Consider the following 25,640-nt stretch of genomic DNA (forward strand, 5'->3'; position numbering starts at 1 on the left):
CTAGAGCTTGCCATCGCGCCGCGAGAGATCCAGGTCGAGCAGGCGCTGGAGTTGCTTACCGTACATACCGGTCGATTCGGTGATCAGCATCTCATTGTGCGTGCAGTCGACTTCGTACACGGCGATGTCGCCCGTAGCGTAGGGCCGCCAACTCTGCCGAAGATGGTTACCGCGATCGCTGTCGTCTCGCATAGCGGAAAAGACCGTCATATCGCCGTCCAGAATGCCGGGTTCGTGAGCCCGATAGAACGCGAGATTGGTGTTCAGGTTCTGAACGAGCAGATTCAGCAGATCTTTGTGCCGGGAGAGCTCAATGGCTTCTTGTTGGCGAATGAGATCTTCGATCTGCTCGTACGTCAACGACTCATTCGGTTCGGGCGTGGTTACGCCGTAGAACTCCAGGATTTCTTTCACGATCTGAGCTTCGTCCAGAGCGTAGTCGCGCAGGGCCATGCTGCTGTCGATGATCGGCTGAGCGTCCAGAAGGAACAGGTTTGCGACGCTTCCGCGTTGTCGAAGCTCGACCGCGAGCTGATGAGCGATCACACCCCCGTAAGACCAGCCGAGGAGGTGGTAAGGCCCGTCGGGATGAATGCTTTGGATCCGGTCGGCATAGGTTTTGGCCATATCCGAAATCGATTGAGGTTGAGGCTCTTCGGGCCGCCGAATCTGCTGAATTCCGATTATCGGGCAGTCCACGTGATTGCCGAGCGCCTGGTACGGCCAACTCACCCCCCCTGCCGGATGGACGCAGAACAGCGGGGTGCCGCTACCGCCCTTCAGATACTGAAGGGGAACCACTTCGTGAGTGGAAGCCGGGTGGGTCTGCAACCGGTGACTCAAAGCTTGCACCGTGGGCGCTTCAAACAGCGCGGGTACCGCAAGATCAACATCCAGGCCGTCGTTGACCGCGGCGATCACGCGCATCGCCGAAATGCTGTCGCCACCGAGATCGAAGAACGATTCGTCGACTCCGACTCGGTCGATGCCGAGGACGTCGGCGAAAATCCCGGCCAGGGTCTCCTCGATGGGGGTGCTCGGGGCGCGATACTGGCCCGCGGTGTGTCCGGGCGCCGGCAGGCTGCGGACGTCGACCTTGCCGTTGGGCGTCAACGGCAGCGCGTCGAGCGTCACCAGCGTCGGGACCATGTAGCCGGGGAGCCGTTCGGTCAGCGCGGCGCGCGCCGCCGCCAGATCGATTGTGCCGGTGACATACCCCACCAGACGCTTCTCACCCGGGCGGTCCGCACGGGCGACCACCACCGCCTGCGCCACTCCGTCAAGCGCGGACAACGCCTCCTGGATCTCAGTCAGTTCGATGCGGTAACCGCGGATCTTGACCTGCTCATCGGCCCGGCCCACATACTGCAGCTGCCCGTCGGCACGCCACCGCACCAAATCCCCGGTGCGATACATCCGGGTGCCCGGCGCTCCGAATGGGCAGGCCACGAAGCGCGAGGAGGTCAAGCCTGCCCTGCTCACATAACCGCACGCCACGCCCCAACCGGCCACATACAACTCGCCGACCACCCCGGCCGGTACCGACCGCAACCACCCGTCCAGCACAAACAACGCCGCACCCGAGACGGGCGACCCGATGGGCGGTGTCCCCGATCCGGCCACCAGTGGCGCAGTCATGGCCGCGTACACGGTGGTCTCTGTCGGACCATAGGCGTTGACCATCACCCGGCCCGGCGCCCACCGGTCAACCAGCTCGGCCGGGCTGGGCTCACCACCAACCAGCAACGCTGTCGACGCCAAGGCCTCGGGCGAGAGCGCCACCACCGCCGACGGCGTCTGGGTCAGCACGTTCACCCGCTGCGCCACCATCAAGGCCTGGAAGTCGTCAGGGGAGGCCGCGACCTCTTCGGGCACCACCACCAGGCGTTCTCCGTGCAGGAGAGCGCCCCAGATCTCCCAGACCGAGAAGTCGAACGCGTAGGAGTGACATTGCGTCCACACCTGTCCGGAAGGCAGGCCCGCGCCGAGCGAGTCGAGCAGTTGGGCCACGTTCTGGTGGGTGATCGCCACTCCCTTGGGCGCACCCGTCGTGCCCGAGGTGTAGATGATGTGCGCGATGTCGTCGGGGGCCGGCACCGGCGGTGCGGCGCTGGGCTGGCTGTCGACAACGGGGTCATCGACGTCGATGACCAGCACGTCATACCCGCCGAATCGGTCGGCCAGCCCCGCGGTGGTGACCGCGGCGATCGGCGCGGCGTCGGCCACCATGAACCCGATCCGCGCCACCGGCAACGCCGGGTCGATCGGCAGGTAGGCGGCCCCGCTCTTGAGCACGCCCAAGATCGCCACGATCGCCTCAGCCGACCTCCGGAACAACACCGCGACGCACTCGCCCGGGCCCGCGCCCCGCGCGACCAGCAGCTGCGCGAGTCGATTGGCGGACTGATCCAGCTCGCGGTAGGTCCACGTGCGCTCACCGCACACCAGCGCCACGGACTCCGGTGAACGCGCCACCTGCGCGGCGAACAGCGCCGGAATCGAGACCGGCTCGGGCGCGGACCGGGTCGACGCCGCCTGGTTACCCAGTTCCTTCAGGCGGGCATTGCCGTCGCTACCCAGCAAATCGATCGCCGAGAGCCGCCGGTGGGGTTCGGAGGCCATCGCCACCAGCACCCACTGCAACCGGTCGATCAGCGTTTCGATATCGGAGTGATCGAATACGCCGGTGTCGAATTCGACGCGAAGGCCGAGTTCGCTCCCGGGCAGGACTTGTACCGTCAACGGGTAGTGGGTGGATTCGTGCCGAGCGATATCGCCGATCGCCAGTTCCTCGTTGGCGGCCAGTGCGGCGGCGTCCACGGGGTAGTTCTCATAGGCGAACAGCGTGTCGAACAGCTGCTCGTGACCGGTGATGCGGTGGATATCGCTGAGCGCGAGGTGCTGGTGCTCGAGCGTGTGGTTGTTGGTGTCCCGCAGTTGCTCCAGCAGCTCGATCGCGGTGGTGGCGGGTGTCAGACGCGCCCGCACCGGCACCGTGTTGATCAGCAGGCCCACCATCGACTCGGCGCCGACGAGGTCGCCCGGCCTACCCGAAACGGTGGTACCGAATGCGACGTCCTGCTGGCCGGTCAGCCAGCACAGCAGCTGGGCATAGGCGGCCTGCAGCACCGTATTGACGGTGGTCTGACATGACCGGGCCAAGTCGCCGACGGCCCCCGTGATCTCGGCGGGCAGCCCGAAGGATGCCGCGCCCCGGGTGCCCGACAACCGGTGCCCCGAGCTGACCAGAGCGGGGGTGTCAAAGCCGTCCAGCGCCTCGCGCCAGGCCGCGTGGGCGGCATCCAGATCACGCTCGGCCAGCCAGGTCACAAACCGGCGGAACGAGCCGGCGGCGCCCAGCGGCTGGCCGTGATAGCTGGCGAAGATCTCGCCCATCAGGATCGGCAACGACCAGCCGTCGACCACGATGTGGTGATTGGTCAGCACAAAGCGGTGCCGGTTGGCGCTGATGCGCACCAACGCGACGCGGAAGGCCGGCTCGCCGTCGAGCTCGCAGACCGCGGCGCGTTCGGCAGCACAGACTTGCTCGATCTGCCGGTCGATCTCGCCCTCCCCCGACCCGGTGAGGTAGATATAGCGCCAGGGCGGCCCGGGATCAGCCGGAATGATCTGCACGTCGAATTGCGGACAGAACCGGGCTACGAGATGCGGGTGCCGCTTGACCACCGTGTGCACCGCATCGCGCAGCCGGTACGGGTCAAGTGCGCCGGTCACCGCGATGTTCAGCTGCACGGCGTACAGGTCGTCCGCGCTGCCGGGCGCGGTGCGGGCGTGGAAGAGCAGCCCCTGCTGCAGCGGGGTCAACGGCAGGATGTCGGCGACCGCGTGTCGCCGTTGCAGGTCGTCGATCTGCTGCTGGCTCAACCGGGCGGGCGCGATATCTGAGGGGGTCAGTCCACCCCCACCGCGCCGCACGTGCGCGCAGATGCCGGCCAGGGCGTCGAACCACAACCGGCTCAACCGGGCGATCTGCCCTTCGTCCAGCGCCGACGGCGCCCATGTCCAATTGGCTTGCAGGCGCAGCCCGGCCTCGGTGTCGATGGTGCCCGCATTGAGGTCCACGGTGTGCATCAGCGGCATCGGTATAGCCGTGGCCGCTTCGGTAACCCACAAGCCGTCCGGGCTGATCCCCCAGCCGTCACCCGATAGGTCCGCCGACCCGCCCATGCGCCCGAAATAGTTGAAACCGATGGACGGGTCGGAGCCCTCGAGGTCGACCTGAGCGTTCAGGTAGCGCAGCAAACCATAGGTGAGCCCGTCGGGGAGGGCACGAAGCTGCTCCTTGGCGTCCTTGATCACCGCCCCGAGCTCCGCGTCGCCCGCGATCACCTGCGTCCAGGACAGGCTGCCGACGGTCAATGCCACGGGGTATTTGGTGGTGAACCAGCCCACCGTGCGCGACAGGTCCACACCGGAGGCCAGCTCCTCGTGGCGCCCGTGGCCTTCGACGTCGATCGCGATCGGGCCGCCGCCGGCGCCCAAAAATTCCGCCGTCGCCAACGCGAACGCGATCAACAAGATCTCGTGTATGCCGGCGTGGAACGCGGCGGGCACCTCGCCGAGGAGCATCCGGGTCGTCTCGGCGTCGTCCAGCGACATCGACAAGCGCCCGGCGGTCTCATAGGTATCGTCGGGCTGCACCGCCGGCAGCGCCGCAGGGGTCGCCGCGACACGCTGCCACATCTGCGCCGTGTCAACGACTTTCGCGGTGTGGGCGTGCTCGTCGAGTAGCTGCGCCCAGCGGGCGAACGACGTGCCGGTCACCGGTAGCGCTATCGGTTGTCCGCCGCGATGCTGTGCCCAGGCGATGTTGAGGTCCTCCAACACGATTCGCCACGACACGCCATCGATTGCCAGGTGGTGAATCATCAACACCAGCTGGCCCGTCGAGGCGGCCCACAATGCGCTGAGCATCAGTCCGGCGACGGGGTTCAGCCGCGCGCGGGCCGCGACGAGCGCCTCGTCGGAGAGCACCTCCACCCGTTGCAGGCACGAAGCGGCGTCCACCGAACCGGCCTCGGGCACCCGCATCGACCAGGCCCGGGCACCATCGTCTTCGACGCGCAACCGCAGCACGGCGTGCCGATCCAGCAGCGCCTGCACCAACACCACCACGTCCGCCTCGGTCGCCCCTGCCGGAGCCTGCACCACCACCGTCTGATTGAACTGATCAACCGGACCAGCGACCTCGGCCAGCCAACGCATGATCGGCGTAGCCACCACCGGCCCGACGCCCTCATCAACCAAGCCCTCGGCCTGGGCCACCCCGGCGACGCGCGCCAACCGGGCCACCGTCTGCTCGACGAAAATGTCACGCGGCTTGCACACCAGCCCCGCCGCCCGCGCCCGCGCCACCACCTGCATCGACAAGATGCTGTCGCCACCGAGCTCGAAGAACGAATCATCAACCCCGACCCGCGCCAGCCCCAGCACCTCCGCATAAATGCCGGCCAGGACCTCCTCGACCGCGCCACCCGGCGCCCGATAATGCTCCTGATCGGCATAATCCGGCGCTGGCAACGCCCGAGCATCGAGCTTGCCGTTGACGGTCAATGGCAGCGCGTCGATCACCACCACCGCGGCCGGGACCATGTAGCCCGGTAGCCGGTCTGCCACCGCGGCGCGCGCGCTGGCCGGGTCGACCGTCCCGGTGACATAGCCGACCAGGCGCTTGTCGCCGGGGCGGTCCTCGCGCGCGATCACCGCCGCCTGGTCCACACCGTCCACACCCATCAACGCCGTCTGGATCTCGCCCAATTCGATGCGATACCCGCGGATCTTGACCTGCTCATCGGCACGACCCAGATAATCCAACTGCCCGTCGGCGCGCCACCGCACCAGATCCCCGGTCCGATACATCCGCACGCCAACACCACCGAACGGACACGCCACAAACCGCGACGCGGACAACCCGGGCCGGCGCAGATAACCCACCGCGACGCCATCGCCGGCGACATACAACTCACCCACCACACCGGCGGGCACCCGACGCAACCACCCATCGAGGACGAACAACGCCGCCCCCGGCACCGGCGACCCGATCGACGGCGCACCCGACCCCGCGACCAACGGAGCGCTGATCGCCGCATACACGGTGGCTTCGGTGGGACCGTAGGCGTTGATCATCACCCGGCCGGGCGCCCACCGATCCACGACCTCGGCGGAACACGCTTCACCGGCGACGACCAACGCCATCGAGTCCAGCCCCTGCGGCGACAACATCGCCACCGCGGACGGGGTCTGACTCAGCACGTCGACGTGCTCGGCCCGCAGCATGTCATGGAGGTCCTCCGGTGAGCGGGCCACCGTCTCGGGCACCACCACCAGGCGCCCACCATGCAACAACGCGCCGAAGATCTCCGAGACCGAGACGTCGAACACGTAGGAGTGCCACTGCGCCCATACCGCCCCGGACGGCAGGCCGGCATCCAACGGCTCCATCAGCTGGGCGACGTTGCGGTGGGTGACCGCGACTCCCTTGGGCACGCCGGTGGTCCCGGACGTAAAGATGAGGTACGCGATCTCGTCGGCCTCCGGCGCGGGCAGCGCCGTGCTGGGTCGGCCCTCGATGGTCGGGTCGCTCACATCGATGACCAGCACGCCATGGCCTTGTAGCTGTCCCGCGTGCTCGTCGGTGGTGATCGCGGCCGCCGGCGCGGCGTCGCCGAGCATGAACGCGATGCGCGCCGTCGGCAGCGTGGGATCGATCGGCAGATACGCCGCCCCGGTTTTGAGCACCGCCAAGATGGCCACGATCGCCTCGGCCGACCGGGAGAACAGCAGCGCCACACACCGACCCGGGCCGACACCGTTGCCGGCCAGCAGGTGCGCCAACCGGTTAGCGGCTTCGTCGAGTTCCCGGTAGGTCCACGACCGCTGACCGCAGCTGAGCGCCACAGCCTCCGGGGTGCGGGCCACCTGCGCGCCGAACAACGCCGGAATCGACACCGGCGCAGCCACCCGCCGGGTCAGCACCGCCCGGTTGCCCATGTCGTCGAGCCGCGCGTGCTCCGCGTCGTCGAGCAACTCGGCCGCCGACAGCCGCCGCGCCGGGTCGGCGGTCACGGCCATCAACACGCGGCGGAACCGCACGATCAGGGTGTGGATGCTGTCCGCGTCGAACACGTCGGTGCGGTATTCCACCGCGCCGTCGATCCCGGCGGGCGCCCCGTCCTCGCCGAAGCGCTCGGCCAACGAGAAGGTCAGATCCATGCGGGCGGCCCGGGTGTCCACCGGCAACGGCGTCACCTGCAGATCACCGAAGGCCAAATCGTCGGCGGCACTGCCGGATCCGGGCAGGTTCTGCCAAGCCAGCATGACCTGGACCAGCGGGTGATGGGCGAGGCTTCGGGTCGGGTTGAGCCGGTCCACCAACACCTCGAAGGGCACGTCCTGGTGCTCGTATGCGGCGAGGCTGCGCCGTCGCACCTGCCCGAGCAGCTCGGCGAAGCTGGGATCACCGGCCACGTCGACACGCAGCACCAACGTGTTGACGAAGAAGCCCACCAGTTCGTCGAGCGCGGCGTCGCGGCGTCCAGCGATCGGGAAACCGACCGCCACATCGGGGCTGGCGCTGATTTGGGAAAGCAACGCGGCAAGGGCGGCCTGAACGACCATGAAACTCGTGGCGTTGTGTTCCCTCGCCACGCGGGTGACCTGCCGCTGCAACTCGGCCGGCCACTCCACCGCCACCCGGGCGCCCCGCTGATCGGCAACCTGCGGATACGGCCGATCGGTAGGCAGCTGCAAGCGCTCCGGCATCCCGGCCAGCGCATCCTCCCAATAGGCCAGCTGGGCGGCGATGCGGCTGTGGCTGTCTTCCAGATCGCCGAGGATTTCGCGCTGCCACAGTGTGTAGTCGACATATTGCACCGGCAAGGCGGGCCAGTCGGGGGCCCGCCCCGCGCGCCGGCTGGCATAGGCCACGCCCAGATCACGTACCAGCGGCCGCAACGACCAGCCGTCGGCGGCGATGTGGTGCACCACCGCGACCAGCACGTGCTCATCGTCGCTGACGGCGAAAAGCCTTGCGCGCAATGGGATTTCGGAGGCCAGATCGAAGGTGTACTGCGCCACGGCGCCGATCGCCACGCCCAACTGCTCCTGCGACCATGCGCCGGCCTCGACGACCTGCCAGCCGATGTCCGCTTGCTCGGCGGATGCCACGACCTGCTGCGGTATCCCGTCGGGCGCCGAGAACAGTGTGCGCAGGCTTTCGTGGCGGGCAACCACATCGGACAGCGCCGCACCAAACGCCTCGGCATCCAGCCGTCCGCGCAGCCGCAAGGCCATCGCCATGTTGTAAACCGGTGACGGGCCCTGCAATTGGTCCAGGAACCACAACCGGTTCTGCGCAAACGACAACGGCACCACCGGGGGCCGCTCACCGGGCACCAGGGGCCGCAGGCCGCCGCTTTCGGTCCCGATGCGAGGGGCCAACTGGGCCACCGTGGGCGCCTCGAACAAGGCCCGCACCGGGAGATTCGCCTCGAGGCTGGTGTTGATCGCCGCGATCAGGCGCATGGCCGACAGCGAATCCCCACCCAGGTCGAAGAAGGAGTCGTCGACCCCGACGCGTTCAATACCGAGCACTTCGGCGTAAGCACCGGCAAGGATTTCTTCGGTCGGGTTGGCCGGGGCGCGATATCGATCCGTGTCCTGGTACTCCGGAGCCGGCAGGGCGCGAGTGTCGAGCTTGCCGTTGGGTGTCAACGGCAGCGCCTCGAGCGCCACCACCGCCGCGGGCACCATGTAGCCCGGGAGCCGTTCGGTCAGCGCGGCGCGCGCCTCGCCCGGGTCGACGGTGCCGGTGACATATCCCACCAGACGCTTCTCCCCCGGGCGGTCCTCATGGGCGATCACCGCCGCCTGCGTCACTCCATCCAAACTCGTGAGCGCCGTTTGGATTTCGCCAAGTTCGATGCGGTACCCGCGGATCTTGACCTGCTCGTCGGCACGACCCAGGTAGTCCAGCTGTCCGTCGGCACGCCAGCGCACCAAATCGCCGGTGCGGTACATCCGTGCGCCCGGCGCTCCGAACGGGCACGCCACGAACCGCGACGCGCTCAACCCGGCCCGACGCCAGTACCCCACGCCGACTCCGCGGCCGGCCACATACAACTCGCCGACCACCCCCACCGGCACCGGACGCAACCACCCGTCCAGCACCGCAAACGCCGCCCCAGGTACCGGCGACCCGATGGGCGGTGCCCCAGCCCCCGCCACCAACGGCACACTCTTCGCGGCCCACATCGTGGTCTCCGTGGGGCCGTAGACATTGACCATCACCCGCCCCGGCGCCCACCGGTCGACCAACTCCGGCGGGCAGGGCTCGGCCCCGATCACCAAGGCCGTCGACTCCAGTCCCTCCGGCGAAAGCACCCCCACCGCGGACGGGGTCTGGGTCAAGACGGTGACCCGCTGCGCCACCAGCAGGGCGTGGAAGTCTTCCGGCGCGCGCGCCACCGAGTCGGGCACCACCACCAGCCGCCCCCCGTGCAGCAGGGCGCCCCAGATCTCCCACACCGAGAAGTCGAACGCATAGGAATGGAACTGCGTCCACACCTGGTCCGGCCCCAACTCCACACCGATGTCCAGACCGGCGAACAGTTGAGTCACGTTCTGCTGGGTGACCGCCACTCCCTTGGGTGTGCCCGTCGTGCCCGACGTGTAGATGATGTGCGCCACGTCGTCAGCGGCCGGCGCCGCCAACCCTGTGCTCGGTTGGGTCGCCGCCGCCGGATCATCGATATCGATGACCGCCAGTCCGCCGAACCCGTCCAGCCGCGCATGCAACTGCGCGGTGGTCACCGCGGCGACCGGCCGAGCATCGCCGAGCATGAACTCCAACCGCGCCGCCGGCACGGCGGGATCAATGGGCAGGTAGGCGGCCCCGGTCTTGAGCACCGCCAAGATCGCCACGATCGCCTCGGCCGACCGCGGGAGCAACAGCGCCACACACGCGCCCGGGCCAACCCCATTTCCGGCCAACAAATGCGCCAGCCGATTGGCGGCCTCATCCAGCTCGCGGTAACTCCAGGAGCGGTCGCCACACACCAGCGCCACCGCCTCCGGGGCCCGCAGCACCTGCGCCCCGAACAACTCCGGAACCGACGTCGCCGCGGGAGCAGGTTGCGCCAGCACCGCCCGGTTGCCGAACTGCTGCAGGCGGGCATACTCACGCTCGTCCAGCAGATCGATGGAAGACAGCGGCCGCGCCGGGTCGGCGGCCATGACCGCCAGCACCTGCTGCAACCGCTCGACCAGCGCGCCGATGGCGGCGCCGTCGAACACGGCGGTGTCGAATTCGACTCGAAGGCGCAGTTCACTGCCCGGCAAGGCCACGATGGAGAGCGGGTAGTGAGTGGACTCGTGGCTGGTGAACTCGGTGACCACCAGCTCGTCATCGCCCGCCAGGGCGGCGGCGTCCATCGGGTAGTTCTCGTACACGAACAGGGTGTCGAACAGCTGCTCGTGCCCGGTGATGCGGTGGATCTCGCTGAGCGCGAGGTGCTGGTGCTCGAGCGTGTGGTTGTTGGTGTTCTGCAGTTGCTCCAGCAGCTCGGTGGCGGTGGTGGTGGGTGTCAGACGCGCCCGGACCGGCACCGTGTTGATCATCAGCCCGACCATCGACTCCGCCCCGGCGACATCGGCCGGCCTGCCCGACACGGTGGTACCGAATGCCACGTCGTGCTGGCCGGTCAGCCAGCACAGCAGCTGGGCGAAGGCGCCTTGCAGCACCGTGTTTGCGGTGGTCTGGCAGGAGCGGGCCAGCTCGCTCATGGCCCGCATGGTCTCGGCGGGCAGCAGGAACGATTCGACGGCACGGGTGCCGAGCGCCAACCTGTGTCCCGAGCTGACCAGAGCGGGGCTGTCGAAGCCGTCCAGCACCTGGCGCCACGCGGCGTGGGCGGCATCCAGATCTCGCTCGGCCAGCCAGGTCACGAACCGGCGATACGACCCCGCCGGGGCCAGCGGCTGACCGTAATAGCTGGCGAATATCTCCGCCAAGAGGATCGGCAATGACCAGCCGTCGACCACGATGTGGTGATTGGTCAGCACAAAGCGGTGCCGGTCTGCCCCGATGCGGAGCAACGCCGCCCGGAATGCCGGCGGATCGGCCAGGTCGCCCACCGCGGCGCGCTCGGCCGCGCATAGCTGGTCGACCAGCTCATCCACGTCGGCGTCGAGACCATCGCCGGCGAGGTCTGCGTACCGCCAGGGCACCACCGGATCGGCGGGGATGATCTGCACCGGCTCATCGAATTGCGGGCAGAATCGGGCCGCCAGATGCGGATGCCGATTGACCACGGTGTGTACCGCATCGCGTAGACGGCCGGAGTCAAGCGCACCGGTGACGGCGATATTCAGCTGTACCGCATACAGGTCGTCGTCGCTCCCCCGGACGGTGCTGGCGTGGAACAGCAACCCCTGCTGCACCGGGGTCAGAGGCAGCACGTCGGCGATCTGATGCTCCCGCTGAAGCTGGTCGATTTGCGGTTGGCTCAGCCGAGCGGGGGCGATGTCCGACGGCGTCAACCCGCCGCCACCGCGCTGCACGTGCGCGCAGATACCGGCCAGGGCGTCGCACCACAGCTGGCTCAGCCGGTTGACCTGGGCCTGATCGAGCGCCGAAGGCGCCCACATCCAATCGGCGTGCAGTTGCGGTCCCGTGTCGGTGTCGACCGTGCCGGCGTTGAGCTCCACGGTGTGCAGCAGCGGCATCGGGATGGCCGCGACGGCGCCCGTCCTCGACGAGCCTTCCCGGCTGGGCCACCACATGTCGCCGCTCGCCGCGGCGTCGCCGCCCGACGCGCCCAGGCGCCCGAGATAGTTGAAGCCGATCACCGGGTCGGGTCCGGCCAGGTCCGCGTCGCGATTCAGGTAGCGCAGCAAACCGTAGGTCAGGGAATCCGGGAGCCCGCGAAGCTGCTCTTTGGCTTCCTTGAGCACGGCACCCAACACCGCCTCGCCGGCAGTCACCTGAGCCCAGCGCAGCTCACCGACGGTCAACGACACCGGATATTTGGCGGTGAACCAGCCCACCGTGCGCGACAAGTCCACGTCCGGCGCCAGGTCCTCATTGCGCCCGTGGCCCTCGACATCGATACCGATCGGCGCCGCACCGGTACCCGCGAACTCTGCCACCGCCAACGCGAAGGCGATCAACAAAACGTCCTGCGCCCCCGCGTGAAACGCCGACGGCACTTCGCCGAGCAGCATTCGGGTGGTCTGGGCATCCAACGACATGGACAGGTGCCCCGCCGTGGCAAAGGTATCCACCGCCGGCTGAACGGCCGGCAACACGGCCGGGGCCGCCGCCACACGTCGCCAGGCATCGGCCTGGTCCACCACTGCTGGGCTGTGGGCTTGTTCGGCCAGCAGCGCCGCCCAGCGGGCGAACGACGTGCCGGTCACCGGCAGGTCTATCGGTTGTCCGCCGCGATGCTGCGCCCAGGCGATGTTGAGGTCCTCGAGCAAAATCCGCCACGAAACCCCGTCGACGGCCAGGTGGTGAACGATCAACACCAGCTGGCTGCTGGAGCCCACCCACAGCGCGCTCAACATGACACCGGCGGCGGGGTTCAGCCGCGCCCGGGCCGCGACGAGCACCTCCTCGGAGAGCACCTCCACCCGTTGCAGGCACGAAGCGGCGTCCACCGAACCGGCCTCGGGCACCCGCATCGACCAGGCCCGGGCACCATCGTCTTCGACGCGCAACCGCAGCACGGCGTGCCGATCCAGCAGCGCCTGCACCACCACCACCACGTCCGCCTCGGTCGCCCCTGCCGGAGCCTGCACCACCACCGTCTGATTGAACTGATCAACCGGACCAGCGACCTCGGCCAGCCAACGCATGATCGGCGTAGCCACCACCGCACCGACGCCCTCATCAACCAAACCCTCGGCCTGGGCCACCCCAGCGACGCGCGCCAACCGGGCCACCGTCTGCTCGACGAAAATGTCACGCGGCTTGCACACCAGCCCCGCCGCCCGCGCCCGCGCCACCACCTGCATCGACGAAATGCTGTCGCCACCGAGCTCGAAGAACGAATCATCAACCCCGACCCGCTCCAGCCCCAGCACCTCCGCATAAATGCCGGCCAGGATCTCCTCGACCGCATCACCCGGCGCCCGATAACGCTCCTGATCGGCATAGTCCGGCGCCGGCAACGCCCGAGCGTCAAGCTTGCCGTTGGCCGTCCGCGGCAGCGCGTCGACCACCACCACCGCGGCCGGCACCATGAAGGCCGGCAGCCGCTGGGCCAGCACGGTTCGTATCCGGGTGGGGTCCGTGGCGCCGGTGACATAGCCGACCAGGCGCTTGTCGCCGGGGCGGTCCTCGCGTGCGATCACCGCCGCCTGGTCCACACCGTCCACACCCATCAACGCCGTCTGGATCTCGCCCAATTCGATGCGATACCCGCGGATCTTGACCTGCTCATCGGCACGACCCAGATAATCCAACTGCCCGTCGGCGCGCCACCGCACCAAATCCCCGGTCCGATACATCCGCACGCCAACGCCACCGAACGGACACGCCACAAACCGCGACGCGGACAACCCGGGCCGGCGCAGATAACCCACCGCGATCCCATCGCCGGCGACATACAACTCACCCACCACACCGGCGGGCACCCGACGCAACCACCCATCGAGGACGAACAACGCCGCCCCCGGCACCGGCGACCCGATCGACGGCGCACCCGACCCCGCGACCAACGGCGGGCTGACCGAGGCGCACATCGTCGTTTCGGTGGGGCCGTAGCCGTTGAGCATCACCCGCCCGGCCGCCGCCCACCGATCCACCACCTCGGCCGGGCAAGCCTCACCGGCCACCAGCAACGCCGTCGACTCCAAACCATCGGGTGACAGCATGGCCACCGCCGACGGGGTCTGGGCGAGCACGCGGACCTGCTCGGCGATCAGCAAGGCGTGCAGATCTTCCGGCGAGGCGGCCACCGACTCGGGCACGATCACTACTCGTCCGCCGCCCAGCAACGGAACCCAGATCTCCCACAGCGAGAAGTCGAAGGCATAGGAGTGACATTGCGCGAATGCCTGCTCGGCCGGGGTGTAGACGGCCAGCGACGACATCATCTGGGCCATGCTGGCCTGGCTGACCGCGACCCCCTTGGGCACACCGGTGGTGCCAGAGGTATAGATGAGGTAAGCGATATCCTCCGGGTCCGGCATCGGCAGCCCGGTGCTCGGGTGGGAAGCCACAGCGGGGTCGTCGATGTCGATGACCGCTAACCCATGGCCTGCTAGCCGCCCGACCCGATCAGCGGTGGTGACCGCGGCGATCGGGCGGGCGTCGGCGAGCGTGAACTCGATCCGCGCCGCCGGCGCCGCCGGGTCGATGGGCAGATACGCCGCTCCCGTCTTGAGCACGGCCACCATCGCCACGATCGCCTCGGCGGAACGGGAAAACAGCAGCGTCACGCATTCACCCGGGCGCGCGCCGTGACCCACCAGCACGTGCGCCAACCGATTGGCCGCCTCGTCGAGTTCCCGGTAGGTCAGCGACAGGCTGCCGGATACCAGCGCGACGGCATCCGGAGTCCGGGCCACCTGCGCGGCAATCAACGCGGGCATCGACACCGGCGCGGTCGCCGGCCGGGTCAGCGCAACCCCGTTACCCATCTCGTCAAGCCAGCCGCGTTCCGAGTCATCGAGCAGGTCGATCGATGACATCGGCCGCGTGGGATCGTCGGTGATCGCCGCAAGCACCCGCTCCAGCCGGCGCACCAGCGACTCGATGGTGTCAGCGTCGAAGACGTCGGTGCGAAATTCCACCGCACCGCCGATCCCGGCGGGCGTCCCGTCCTTGCCGAAGCGCTCGGCCAACGAGAAGGTCAGGTCCATTCGGGCGGCGTGGGTTTCCACCGGCAACGGCGTCACCTGCAGATCGCCCAAGGCCAATCCGTCGGCGGCAGTTTCGTAGCCGGGCAGGTTCTGCCAGGCCAACGCCACCTGGACCAGCGGATGATGGCTCAGGTTCCGGTTCGGGTTGAGCCGCTCGACCAGCGCCTCAAAAGGCACGTGCTGATTCTCGAACGCCTCCAAGCTGCGTGCGCGAACCTGCGCCAGTACCTCGGCGGCGATGGGATCCCCGCCGAGCTGCACTCGCAGGATCAAGGTGTTGATGAAAAAGCCGACCAAGTCGTCCAGGGCGGGATCGGTACGACCGGCGGCCGCGAACCCGACCGCCACGTCGGGGCTCCCGCTGATTTTGGAGAGCAACACCGCAAGCGCGGCCTGAACGACCATGAAGCTGGTCGTGTTGTGCTCCCCGGCCAGTCGGCGCACCCGTTGCTGCAGCTCGACTGGCCACTCCACGATCACGTTGGCACCGCGCTGATCAGCGACCAGCGGATACGGCCGGTCGGTAGGCAGCTGGAGGCGCTCGGGCATCCCGGCCAGCGCATCCTCCCAATAGGCCAGTTGCGCCGCGATACGGCTGTCGGTGTCCTCGAGGTCGCCGAACTGGGCTCGCTGCCACAGCGTGTAGTCGACGTACTGGGCGGGCAGCGGCGCCCAGCCCGGAGGCTGTCCGGCACACCGGCTGGCGTAGGCCAGACCCAGGTCGCGCGTCAGGGGGGTCATCGACCAGCCGTCGGCGGCGATGTGATGCACCACGATCACCATCAGGTGCTCATCCGGGGCGACCCGGAACAACCGCGCCCGGAAGGGAATGTCGCTGGCCAAGTCGAACGGCTGTAGCGCTGTCTCGCTGATGGCCTCTTCCAGCCGGCCGGCCGGCCAGGCGCTCGCGTCGACGACGTGCCATCCGATTTCCGCCCGTTCGGGCGCGATCACCAGTTGGTGTGGAATTCCCTCCGGCGCCGGGAACAGCGTGCGCAGGCTCTCGTGGCGACCGACGACATCGACCAGCGCCGCACCCAATACCCCGGGGTCTAACCGCCCGCTCAGCCGTAACGCCGCTGCCATGTTGTAGATCGGTGACGGGCCCTGCAGCTGATCAAGGAACCACATCCGGTTTTGGGCAAACGACAAGGGCAACAGCGCGGGCCGTTCAACCGCGACCAGCGGCTCCAGCCCGCCCCCGTCAGTGCCGATACGGGCCGATAACTGGGCCACGGTCGGCGCTTCAAACAAGGTGCGGACCCCGAGCCCGGCGTCCAGGGTTGCGTTGATCGCGGCGACGACTCGCATCGCGGACAGCGAATCCCCGCCCAGGTCGAAGAAGGAGTCGTCGATGCTGACGTGCTCGAGTTCGAGGACTTGGGCGTAGATGCCGGCGAGGATCTCCTGGGCGGGGCTTTCCGGGGCGCGATACTGACCGACGCTGTACTCCGGAGCCGGCAGGGCGCGGACGTCGAGCTTGCCGTTGGGTGTCAGGGGCAGCGCCTCCAGGGCGATGACCACCGCGGGCACCATGTAGGCGGGCAGCCGCTCGGCCAGTGCGGCGCGGGCCCGGGCCGGCTCGGCAGTGCCGGTGACGTAACCCACCAGTCGTTTGTTGCCCGGGCGGTCCTCGCGGGCGACGACGACGGCCTGCTGCACCTCGTCGAGTGCGGCCAGCGCCGCTCGGACCTCACCGACCTCGATGCGATACCCGCGGATCTTGACCTGTTCGTCGGCACGGCCGATATACCGCAACTGCCCGTCGGCACCCCAGCACACCAGATCGCCGGTGCGGTACATGCGTGTTCCCCGGCCGCCGAACGGACACGCCACAAACCGCGCGGCGGTCAAACCCGAGCGACCCAGGTAGCCGACGCCCACCCCGGCTCCGGCCGCATACAGCTCCCCAACCACCCCGGGTGGCACCGGACGCAACCAGCCGTCCAACACGAACAGCGCCGCGCCCGGCACTGGCGAACCGATCGGCACCGCGCCGGTCCCGGGCGTCAGCGGCGCACTGATCGCCACACACATGGTGGTCTCGGTCGGTCCGTAGGCGTTCACCATCACCCGCCCCGGCGCCCACCGCTGGACCACCTCGGGCGGGCAGGCCTCACCGGCCATCACCAAGGCCACCGACTCCAAGCCCGAAGGCGACAACACGGACACCGCCGATGGCGTCTCGGTCAACACGCTGACCCGCTCGCGCACCAGGACCTCGTGCAACGCTTCCGGTGCGCGTGCCACCGACTCGGGCAGCACCACCAGTCGCCCACCGCGCAACAGCGCGCCGAAGATCTCCCACACGGAAACGTCGAATGCCAGCGAGTGACTGTGCGCCCACACCCCCGCCGGCGGCAGGCCCGCGTCCAACGACCCCAACAGCTCGGTCACCCCGCGGTGGGTGACCGCGACTCCCTTGGGCACCCCGGTGGTGCCCGAGGTGTAGATCAGATACGCGATGTCCCCGGGCCCCGGCACGGGCAGGGCGGTGCTGGGTTGTTCGTCGGCGGCGGCGTCGTGCAGGTCGATGACCGGCAGGCCATGGCCGTCCAGCAGTGACCGCAGCTCTGCCGTGGTGATGGCTGCCACCGGCTGGGCATCGTCGAGCATGAATCCGATCCGCGTGGCCGGCAACGCCGGGTCGATCGGCAGGTAAGCAGCTCCCGCCTTGAGGATCGCCAACATCGCCACGACCGCCTCGGCCGAACGCTCCACCAGCAGGGCCACATACCCGCCGGGGCCAACACCGTGACCAACGAGCAACTGCGCCAACCGGTTAGCGGCTACATCGAGCGCGCGGTAGCTCCACGTCGCCTCACCGCAACTGATCGCCACCGCGTCCGGCGCGCGCATCGCCTGCGCTTCGAACAGGGCCGGGATCGAGGCCGCCCCGGCCGGCGGCTGGGCCAGCACCGCACGGTTGGCGCGCTCATCAAGCCACGCGCGCTCGCGCTCGTCGAGCAGATCCACCGACGACAGCCGCAGCGTCGGGTCGTCGGTCATCGCCATCAGCACGCGCTCGAACCGCCCGACCAACGCGACGATGCTGTCCGCATCGAAGACATCGGTCCGAAACTCCACGGTTCCGCCGATTCCGGCGGGCTCACCGCCCTCGGTCCAGCGTTCGGCCAGCGAGAACTCCAGGTCCATCCGGGCGGTTTGGCTGTTCACCGGCAGGGGTGTGACACGCAGCTTGTCCAAGGTCAGCCCGGCGGCGGGGTCAGCGCTGACACCGGGCAGGTTCTGCCAGGCCAACATCACCTGAATCAGTGGGTGATGGGTCATGCTTCGGGTGGGGTTGAGCCGCTCCACCAGCACCTCGAAGGGCACGTCTTGATGCTCGTACGCGGTGAGGCTGCGCCGCCGGATCTGTGACAGCAGGTCGGCGAAGCTGGGGTCACCGGCCAGATCGACCCGAAGAACCAAGGTGTTGACGAAGAAGCCCACCAGCTCATCCAGGGCGGGATCGGGCCGCCCCGCGATCGGGAAGCCCACGGCCACATCGCTGCTGGCGCTGATCTTGGACAGCAGCACCGCCAGGGCGGCTTGTACCAGCATGAAACTGGTCGCGTTGTGCTCGCGAGCCACGCTTTCCAGCCGGCGCTGCAGCTCCGCCGGCCACTGGACCGCCACACTGGCGCCGCGCTGGTCGGCCACCGGCGGGTAGGGCCGATCGGTGGGCAGCTCCAGGCGCTCGGGCATGCCGGCCAGCGCATCCTGCCAGTAAGCCAGCTGCGCGGCGATGCGGCTGTTGCCGTCGTCGAGCGACCCAAGCCGCTCGCGTTGCCACAGCGTGTAGTCGGCATACTGCACCGCCAACGGCGCCCACCCGGGGGCCTGCCCCGCACACCGGCTGGCATACGCCACCCCCAGATCACGCACCAGCGGCGTCAGCGACCAGCCGTCGGCGGCGATGTGGTGCACGACGGCGACCAGCACATGTTCGTCATCGGCGACCCTGAAAAGGCATGCGCGCATGGGGATTTGGGCGCCGAGATCGAACCGGTGGCCCGTCACGGCCGCGATGGACTCGGCCAGCTGGCCGTCCGGCCATCCGCCGGCGTCAACGACCTGCCAGCCGAAGTCCGCCCGCTCGATGGGGACGACGACCTGTTGCGGCACGCCCTCGACCGCCGGGAACAGCGTGCGCAGGCTTTCGTGGCGGGCCACCACGTCGGCCAGCGCCAGCCCCAGCGCGGCGGCATCGAGCTCGCCGTCCAGCCGCAGCGCCGCCGCGATGTTGTACATCGGTGAGGGGCCTTGGAACTGGTCGAGGAACCACAAGCGACTCTGGCTGAACGACAGCGGGACCAGCGCAGGCCGCGCGCCCGCGACCAATGGCGCGACCCTGCCGGCATCGCCGACGATGCGCGGTGCCAGCTGGGCGATCGTGGGCGCCTCGAACAAGGTACGCACCGGAAGGCCGGCGTCCAGGCTGGCGTTGACGGCGGCGATGACCCGCATCGCGGACAACGAATCACCGCCCAGGTCGAAGAACGAGTCGTCGACCCCGACGCGCTCGAATCCGAGGACTTGCGCGTAGATGCCGGCCAGAATCTCCTCGACCGCGTCACCGGGGGCGCGATATCCGCCCGCGGCGTAGTCGGGTGCCGGCAGGGCGCGGGTGTCGAGTTTGCCATTGGGGGTGATCGGCAGCGCCTCGAGCTTCACCACCGCCGCCGGCACCATGTAGGCCGGCAGCCGCTCGCCCAGGACGCTGCGGGCCGCGGCCGGGTCGGCGCTGCCCGTGACGTAACCCACCAGGCGCTTGTCGCCGGGGCGATCCTCGCGGGCGATCACCGCCGCCTGTTCCACCCCGTCCAGCGCGGCGAGAGCCGAACGCACTTCCCCGAGTTCGATGCGATACCCGCGGATCTTGACCTGCTCGTCGACGCGCCCGAAGTACCGCAGCTGCCCATCGGCGCCCCAGCACACCAGATCACCGGTGCGGTACATGCGTGTTCCCACGCCGCCGAACGGGCATGCCACAAAGCGCGTCGCGGTCAGGCCGGCCCGGCGCCAGTACCCGAATCCGACGCCGCGGCCCGCCAGGTACAGCTCGCCGACCACCCCGCCGGCCACCGGACGCAACCACGCGTCCAGCACGAAAAACGCCGCACCCGCCACCGGCGAGCCGATCGGAGGGGCCCCCGACCCCGCCCGCAAGGGTGTGCTCTTGGACAACCACATCGTCGTCTCGGTCGGACCGTAGACGTTGACCATGACCCGGCCCGGTGCCCACCGATCCACCAGCTCGGGCGGGCACGGCTCGGCACCGATCACCAACGACGTCGACGGCAAACCCTCAGGTGGCAGCATCGCGACGGCCGAGGGCGTTTGGGTAAGGACGCTGACCTGCTCGCCGACCAATAGTGCGTGGAACTCTTCGGCGGAGCGCGCCACCGCGTCGGGCACCACCACCAGGCGTCCACCGTTGAGGAGCGCACCCCAGATCTCCCAGACCGAGAAGTCGAACGCATAGGAGTGGAACTGTGTCCACACCTGCCCCGGCGCCCCGAGATCCACGCCGAGGTCCAGACCGTCGAATAGCTGGGCGACGTTGTGCTGAGCGACCGCCACCCCCTTGGGCATCCCGGTGGTGCCGGAGGTGTAGATGATGTGGGCGGTCTCATCGGGGTGAGGTGCCGGCGGCGCGGTCAAGGGCTGAGCGCCGACAGTGGGGTCATCGACATCGATGACCGTCAGGCCGAACCCGCCGAGGCGCTCGGCCAAACCAGCGGTGGTGATCGCGGCGACCGGGGCGGCGTCGCCAACCATGAACTCGATGCGCGCGCTCGGTAGCGCCGGGTCGATCGGAAGATACGCGGCCCCGGTTTTGAGCACCGCCAAAATCGCGACGATCGCCTCGGCCGAGCGGGGAAAGAGCAGGACCACCGACTGTCCGGGGCCCACACCGCGGTCAATCAGCAAGTGCGCCAACCGGTTACCGGCCTCGTCCAGCTTCCGGTAGGTCCACGACTGCTCACCGCACACCAGCGCCACCGCGTCGGGCGTGCGCCCCGCCTGCGCGGCGAACAAGGCCGGAATCGACGCTTTGCGCCCCGGCCGGCTCAACACCGCCCGGTTGCCCCAGCGATCGAAGCGGGCGTGCTCGGCCTCGGTGACCACATCGACCGACGACAACGACCGCCCCGGATCGGCTGTCATCGCCGTCAACACCATCCGGAATCGTTCGACGAGCGCCTCGACGCTGGCCGCATCGAACACATCGGTGCGGAATTCCACCACCCCGCCGATCCCGGCGGGCGCGCCGTCGTCATCCCAACGTTCGGCCAACGAGAAGGTGAGGTCCATGCGGGCGGTCTGGGTGTCCACCGGCAGGGGCGTGGCTTCCAGATCGCCCAAGGTCAGCCCGGCGGCATTAGTGTCCTGCCAGTCGAAGTTCTGCCAGCCCAACAACACCTGTACCAACGGGTGATTGGTCAGGCTGCGGGTCGGGTTGAGCCGCTCGACCAGCAGCTCGAACGGCACGTCCTGGTGCTCGTAGGCGGCCAGGCTGCGCCGGCGTACCTGCGCGAGTAGCTCGGCGACCGTGGGGTTCCCCGTTAGATCGACGCGCAGCACCAAGGTGTTGACGAAGAAACCGACCAGCTCATCGAGCGCGGGGTCGCGGCGCCCGGCAATCGGGAAGCCCACCGCCACATCGGTGCTGCCGCTGATCTTGGACAACAGCGCGGCGAAAGCGGCCTGGACCACCATGAAGCTGGTGGCGCTGTGTTCGCGGGCCATCCGATGAACCTGCCGCTGCAATTCGGCAGGCCAGTCCACGCTCAGCCGGGCGCCGCGCTGATCGGCAACCATCGGATATGGCCGGTCGGTGGGCAGCTCCAGGCGCTCCGGCATCCCCGCCAGCGCATCCTGCCAATAGGCCAACTGCGCGGCGATGGGGCTTGCGCTGTCGTCGACATCGCCGAGCTGGTGACGCTGCCACAACGTGTAGTCGGCGTACTGCACCGCCAACGGCTGCCAGCCCGGGGTCTGTCCCGCACATCGGCTGGCGTACGCCATCCCCAGATCCCGCACCAGCGGGGTGATCGACCAGCCGTCGGCGGCGATGTGATGCACGGCGGCCGCCAGCACGTGTTCTTCAGCGCTGATTCGGAACAACCGTGCCTGCAACGGAATCTCGTTCGCCAGGTCGAACGGGTGCCGAGCGACGGCTTGCATCGCCTCGCTCAGTCGGCCTTCCGGCCACCCCGCGGCGTCGACGACCTCCCACCCGAAGTCCGCTTGCCCGGCGGCAAGCACGATCTGCCGAGGTGTGCCCTCGGTCGCCGCGAACACCGTGCGCAGGCTTTCATGACGGGCCACCACATCGGCCAGCGCGGCACCCAGCGCGTCGGCATCCAGCCAGCCGGTCAGCCGCAATGCCATCGTCATGTTGTAGACGGGCGAGGGCCCCTGGAACTGGTCGATGAACCACAACCGGTTCTGCGCGTACGACAACGGGACCACCGCGGGCCGCTCCCCGGCCACCAATGGTTCCAAGCGACGCGCATCCCCACCGATGTAAGGCGCCAATTGACCGACGGTGGGCGCCTCGAACAGGGTGCGCACCGAAAGATCGGCACCCAGGCCGGTGTTGATCGCGGCGATCAAACGCATGGCCGACAGCGAATCGCCGCCCAGGTCGAAGAACGACTCTGCGACCCCCACCCGCTCGAGCCCGAGGACCTGGGCGTAGATGCCGGCCAGAATCTCTTCGACCATCCCGGTCGGGGCGTCGTAAAGATCGGCATCCTGATACTCGGGTGCCGGAAGCGCCCTGCGGTCGAGCTTTCCCGAGGAGGTCAACGGGAACTCGTCGAGCACGACGATGTGCGTCGGCACCATGTATTCGGGCAGCCAGGCGCTCAATCTCTGACGGATCGCGCTGATCTTGGTGTTGGTATGGGGTTCGTTGTGGGTGCCGCGCTGGGCCGCCCGAGGCAGATAGAGGTCCGTCAACGCCGGGGTGCGCTCACCGTCGACGGGAACGACGAAAACGGCATCCAGCGTTCCGGGTTGGGCCCCCCACGTGACGGCCGCGTGGTATCCGGTGTCTTCGCCTACACGATGCAGCTGTTCGGCGGTGGCCGCATCGGGCATGCCCTGGGCGAGAGCGTCGGCCAACGGCAACCCGGCCGCCAGGCCGCGCTCGATGCGGACGTCGCTGATCACTCCGGTGCGGGGAATCTCGGCAATGCGCACCGCGGCGGGGCGCTCGGCGAGCAATCGCGTCCGCAGCCCGTCCAGGCCGCCGCATTCCGTCCACGGCCAGCTGGGCGCAACGGCCAGTGAGCGCACCGATGCGGGGGTTTTGTGGATGACGACGTCGTAGCGGTACCGGTTGAGTTCGTTGTCGGCCAGGCCGCGTTTGACGTGGATCTCGAGGCCACCCACCGACGGGTGGTCGGCGGCCAAGGTGGTGAAATACTCTGGCGCCAAGAGCAATTCGGGTTCGCCGAGCACGGCATGCTTGACGCGCCGGCGGACCTCGGCGGCGTCGCCGGCGTCGGCGCGGGCCAGCGCGACGGCGGTTTGGAACGCGCCCTGCAGGCTGTGGTTGCGGACATCGCCGAGGAACAGCGCGCCGCCGGGGGCCAGTAGTTCGATGGCGTTGTCGATGACCTCGGTCAGATACCCCGCGTTGGGAAAGTACTGGACGACCGAGTTGACGACGACGGTGTCGAAGCGGCCCTGCGGCAGCGTCTCGGTGACGTGTGCCGGCTGCGCCAGCAGTCGCACCCGATCGCGCCACGAGATCTGCGACGACTCGAGCGAACGGCCCAGATTCTCGATGACAACCGCCGACATGTCGGTGGCGGCATACTCTTCGCAGTGCGGGGCGATCTGTGACAACAACAGCCCGGAACCCACGCCGATCTCCAACACCCGCTGTGGTCGCAGGGCCTTGATCCGGTCCACGGTGGCCGAGCGCCACTCGACCATCTCTTCGAGCGGAATGGGGTCACCGGTGAGGCTGCTGTTCCAACCCCGGAAGTCCATGCCGAAGTCCGGCACCTCCGCCTCGCCGCCGTAGAGCTCGTCGTAGAGCTGGTGCCACTCTTCGACGATTTCGACGTCGCCGTCCGACGCGGTGGTGTGTTTGAGGGTGATGTAGGCGACGAGGTGGTCGCCGGTGTCGCCGTGGTGCACGGTGGCGGCGGCCTGCGCCACCTGTGGGCACGCCAGCAAGGTGTTCTCGATTTCACCCAATTCGATGCGCTGCCCGCGCAATTTGATCTGGGCGTCGGCGCGGCCGACGTACTCCAGGGTCCCGGCCGACGTCCACCGCACCAGGTCACCCGTGCGGTACAGGCGCGACCCGGGTTCGCCGTGGGGGTTGGCCACAAATCGTTCCGCGGTCAACTCGACCCGGCCCACATAGCCGTGCGCCAGCGCGGGGCCGCTCAGGTAAAGCTCCCCCAGCACACCGACGGGCGTCGGATTCAGGAAGCCGTTGAGTACCAGCGCACGCACCCCCGGGATCGGCGCCCCGATGGTGACCGGCTGCCCCGCCGACAGAGGGGCGCAGGTCACCCAGATGGTGGTCTCGCTCGGACCGTAGCCGTTGAACATTTGCCGGCCCGGCGCCCACGCGGACACCACCTCCGGCGGGCAGGCCTCACCGACAGCGACCAGCGTGCCCAGCTCGCCCAGGCGGTCGCGATCCAGCGACCACAACACCGTCGGAGTCAGGATCGCCGCGTTGACCCGCTGCTCCTGGAGCAGGTTGGTCAAGGCATCGCCGGCATACACCTGCGGCGGCGCTACCACCAGCGTCGCCCTGGACGCGGCGGCCAACAGCAACTCGCCCACCGACGCGTCGAAGGTCGGCGTGGCCACCATCAGCACGCGTGCGCCTGCGTCCAACCCGAATAGATTGCGTTGCGCCGCAGCCCAACCCAGCAGGCCGGCGTGGCTGACCGCCACGCCCTTGGGGGCTCCGGTGGACCCAGAGGTGAAGATCACGAAGGCGGTGTCATCCGCCCCGAGCGCCGCCAGCCGATCAGCGTCGGTGACCGGGTCCGCGCTACGCCCGGACAGGTCGAGGGTGTCGACGCGCAGCACCGGGCGCGCCCCTGACCCGGGTACGGTGTCACCGCCACAGGTCAACACGCATGCCGCGGACACCGTGTCCAACAGCGTGGTGATCCGCTCGACCGGATGGGCCCGATCCACCGGCACATAGACACCGCCGGCCTTGGTCACCGCCCACCAGGCCACGACCAGTTCCAGGCAGCGGCCCATGGCCACGCCCACCGCGCGCTCCGGACCGACGCCGGACTCGATCAACACCCGTGCCAGTCGCGTCGACCATTGGTCGAGCTCGCGATACGAGACGGCCCGGCCGCCGTCCAGCGCCGCGACCGCGTCCGGGTCGGCGCTCACCGCCGCCGCCAGCAACTCCGGGGCCACCCCGACCGGCGCCACCACCTGAGCACCGGACCACCGGGACAACACCAGTTCCCGCTCACCGCGATCGAGCAGATCCACCGTCGACAGCGGCCGGGTGGGATCTGCGGTCATCGCTGCCAACACCCGCTGCATCCGCTCGATGAGCGCCTCGATCCGGGCCGCGTCGAAGACATCGGTGTCGTACTCGACGCGCAGGTCTATCTCGCGCCCCGGCAGCGCTTCCATGGTCAACGGGTAGTGGTTGTATTCGAGGTTGGTGAATTCGGTGATGGCCAACGCGTCCCCACCGGCGTCCGACGGCACGACGGTGTCGATCGGGTAGT

General features: G+C 68.7%; 1 protein-coding gene (running past one end of the window). It reads right to left on the bottom strand.

Going from position 1 to position 25,640, the window contains the following annotated elements:
- A protein-coding gene (locus AC5Y4T_RS18815) for a non-ribosomal peptide synthase/polyketide synthase (protein ID WP_499954796.1) crosses the window boundary here: on the bottom strand, positions 1-25,640 show its 3' portion. 5,554 nt of this gene lie beyond the right edge of the window; 25,640 of the gene's 31,194 nt are visible here — the last part of the coding sequence; its start codon lies off the right edge, out of view; its stop codon occupies positions 1-3.

Source organism: Mycobacterium sp. NGS11 (assembly GCF_059813315.1).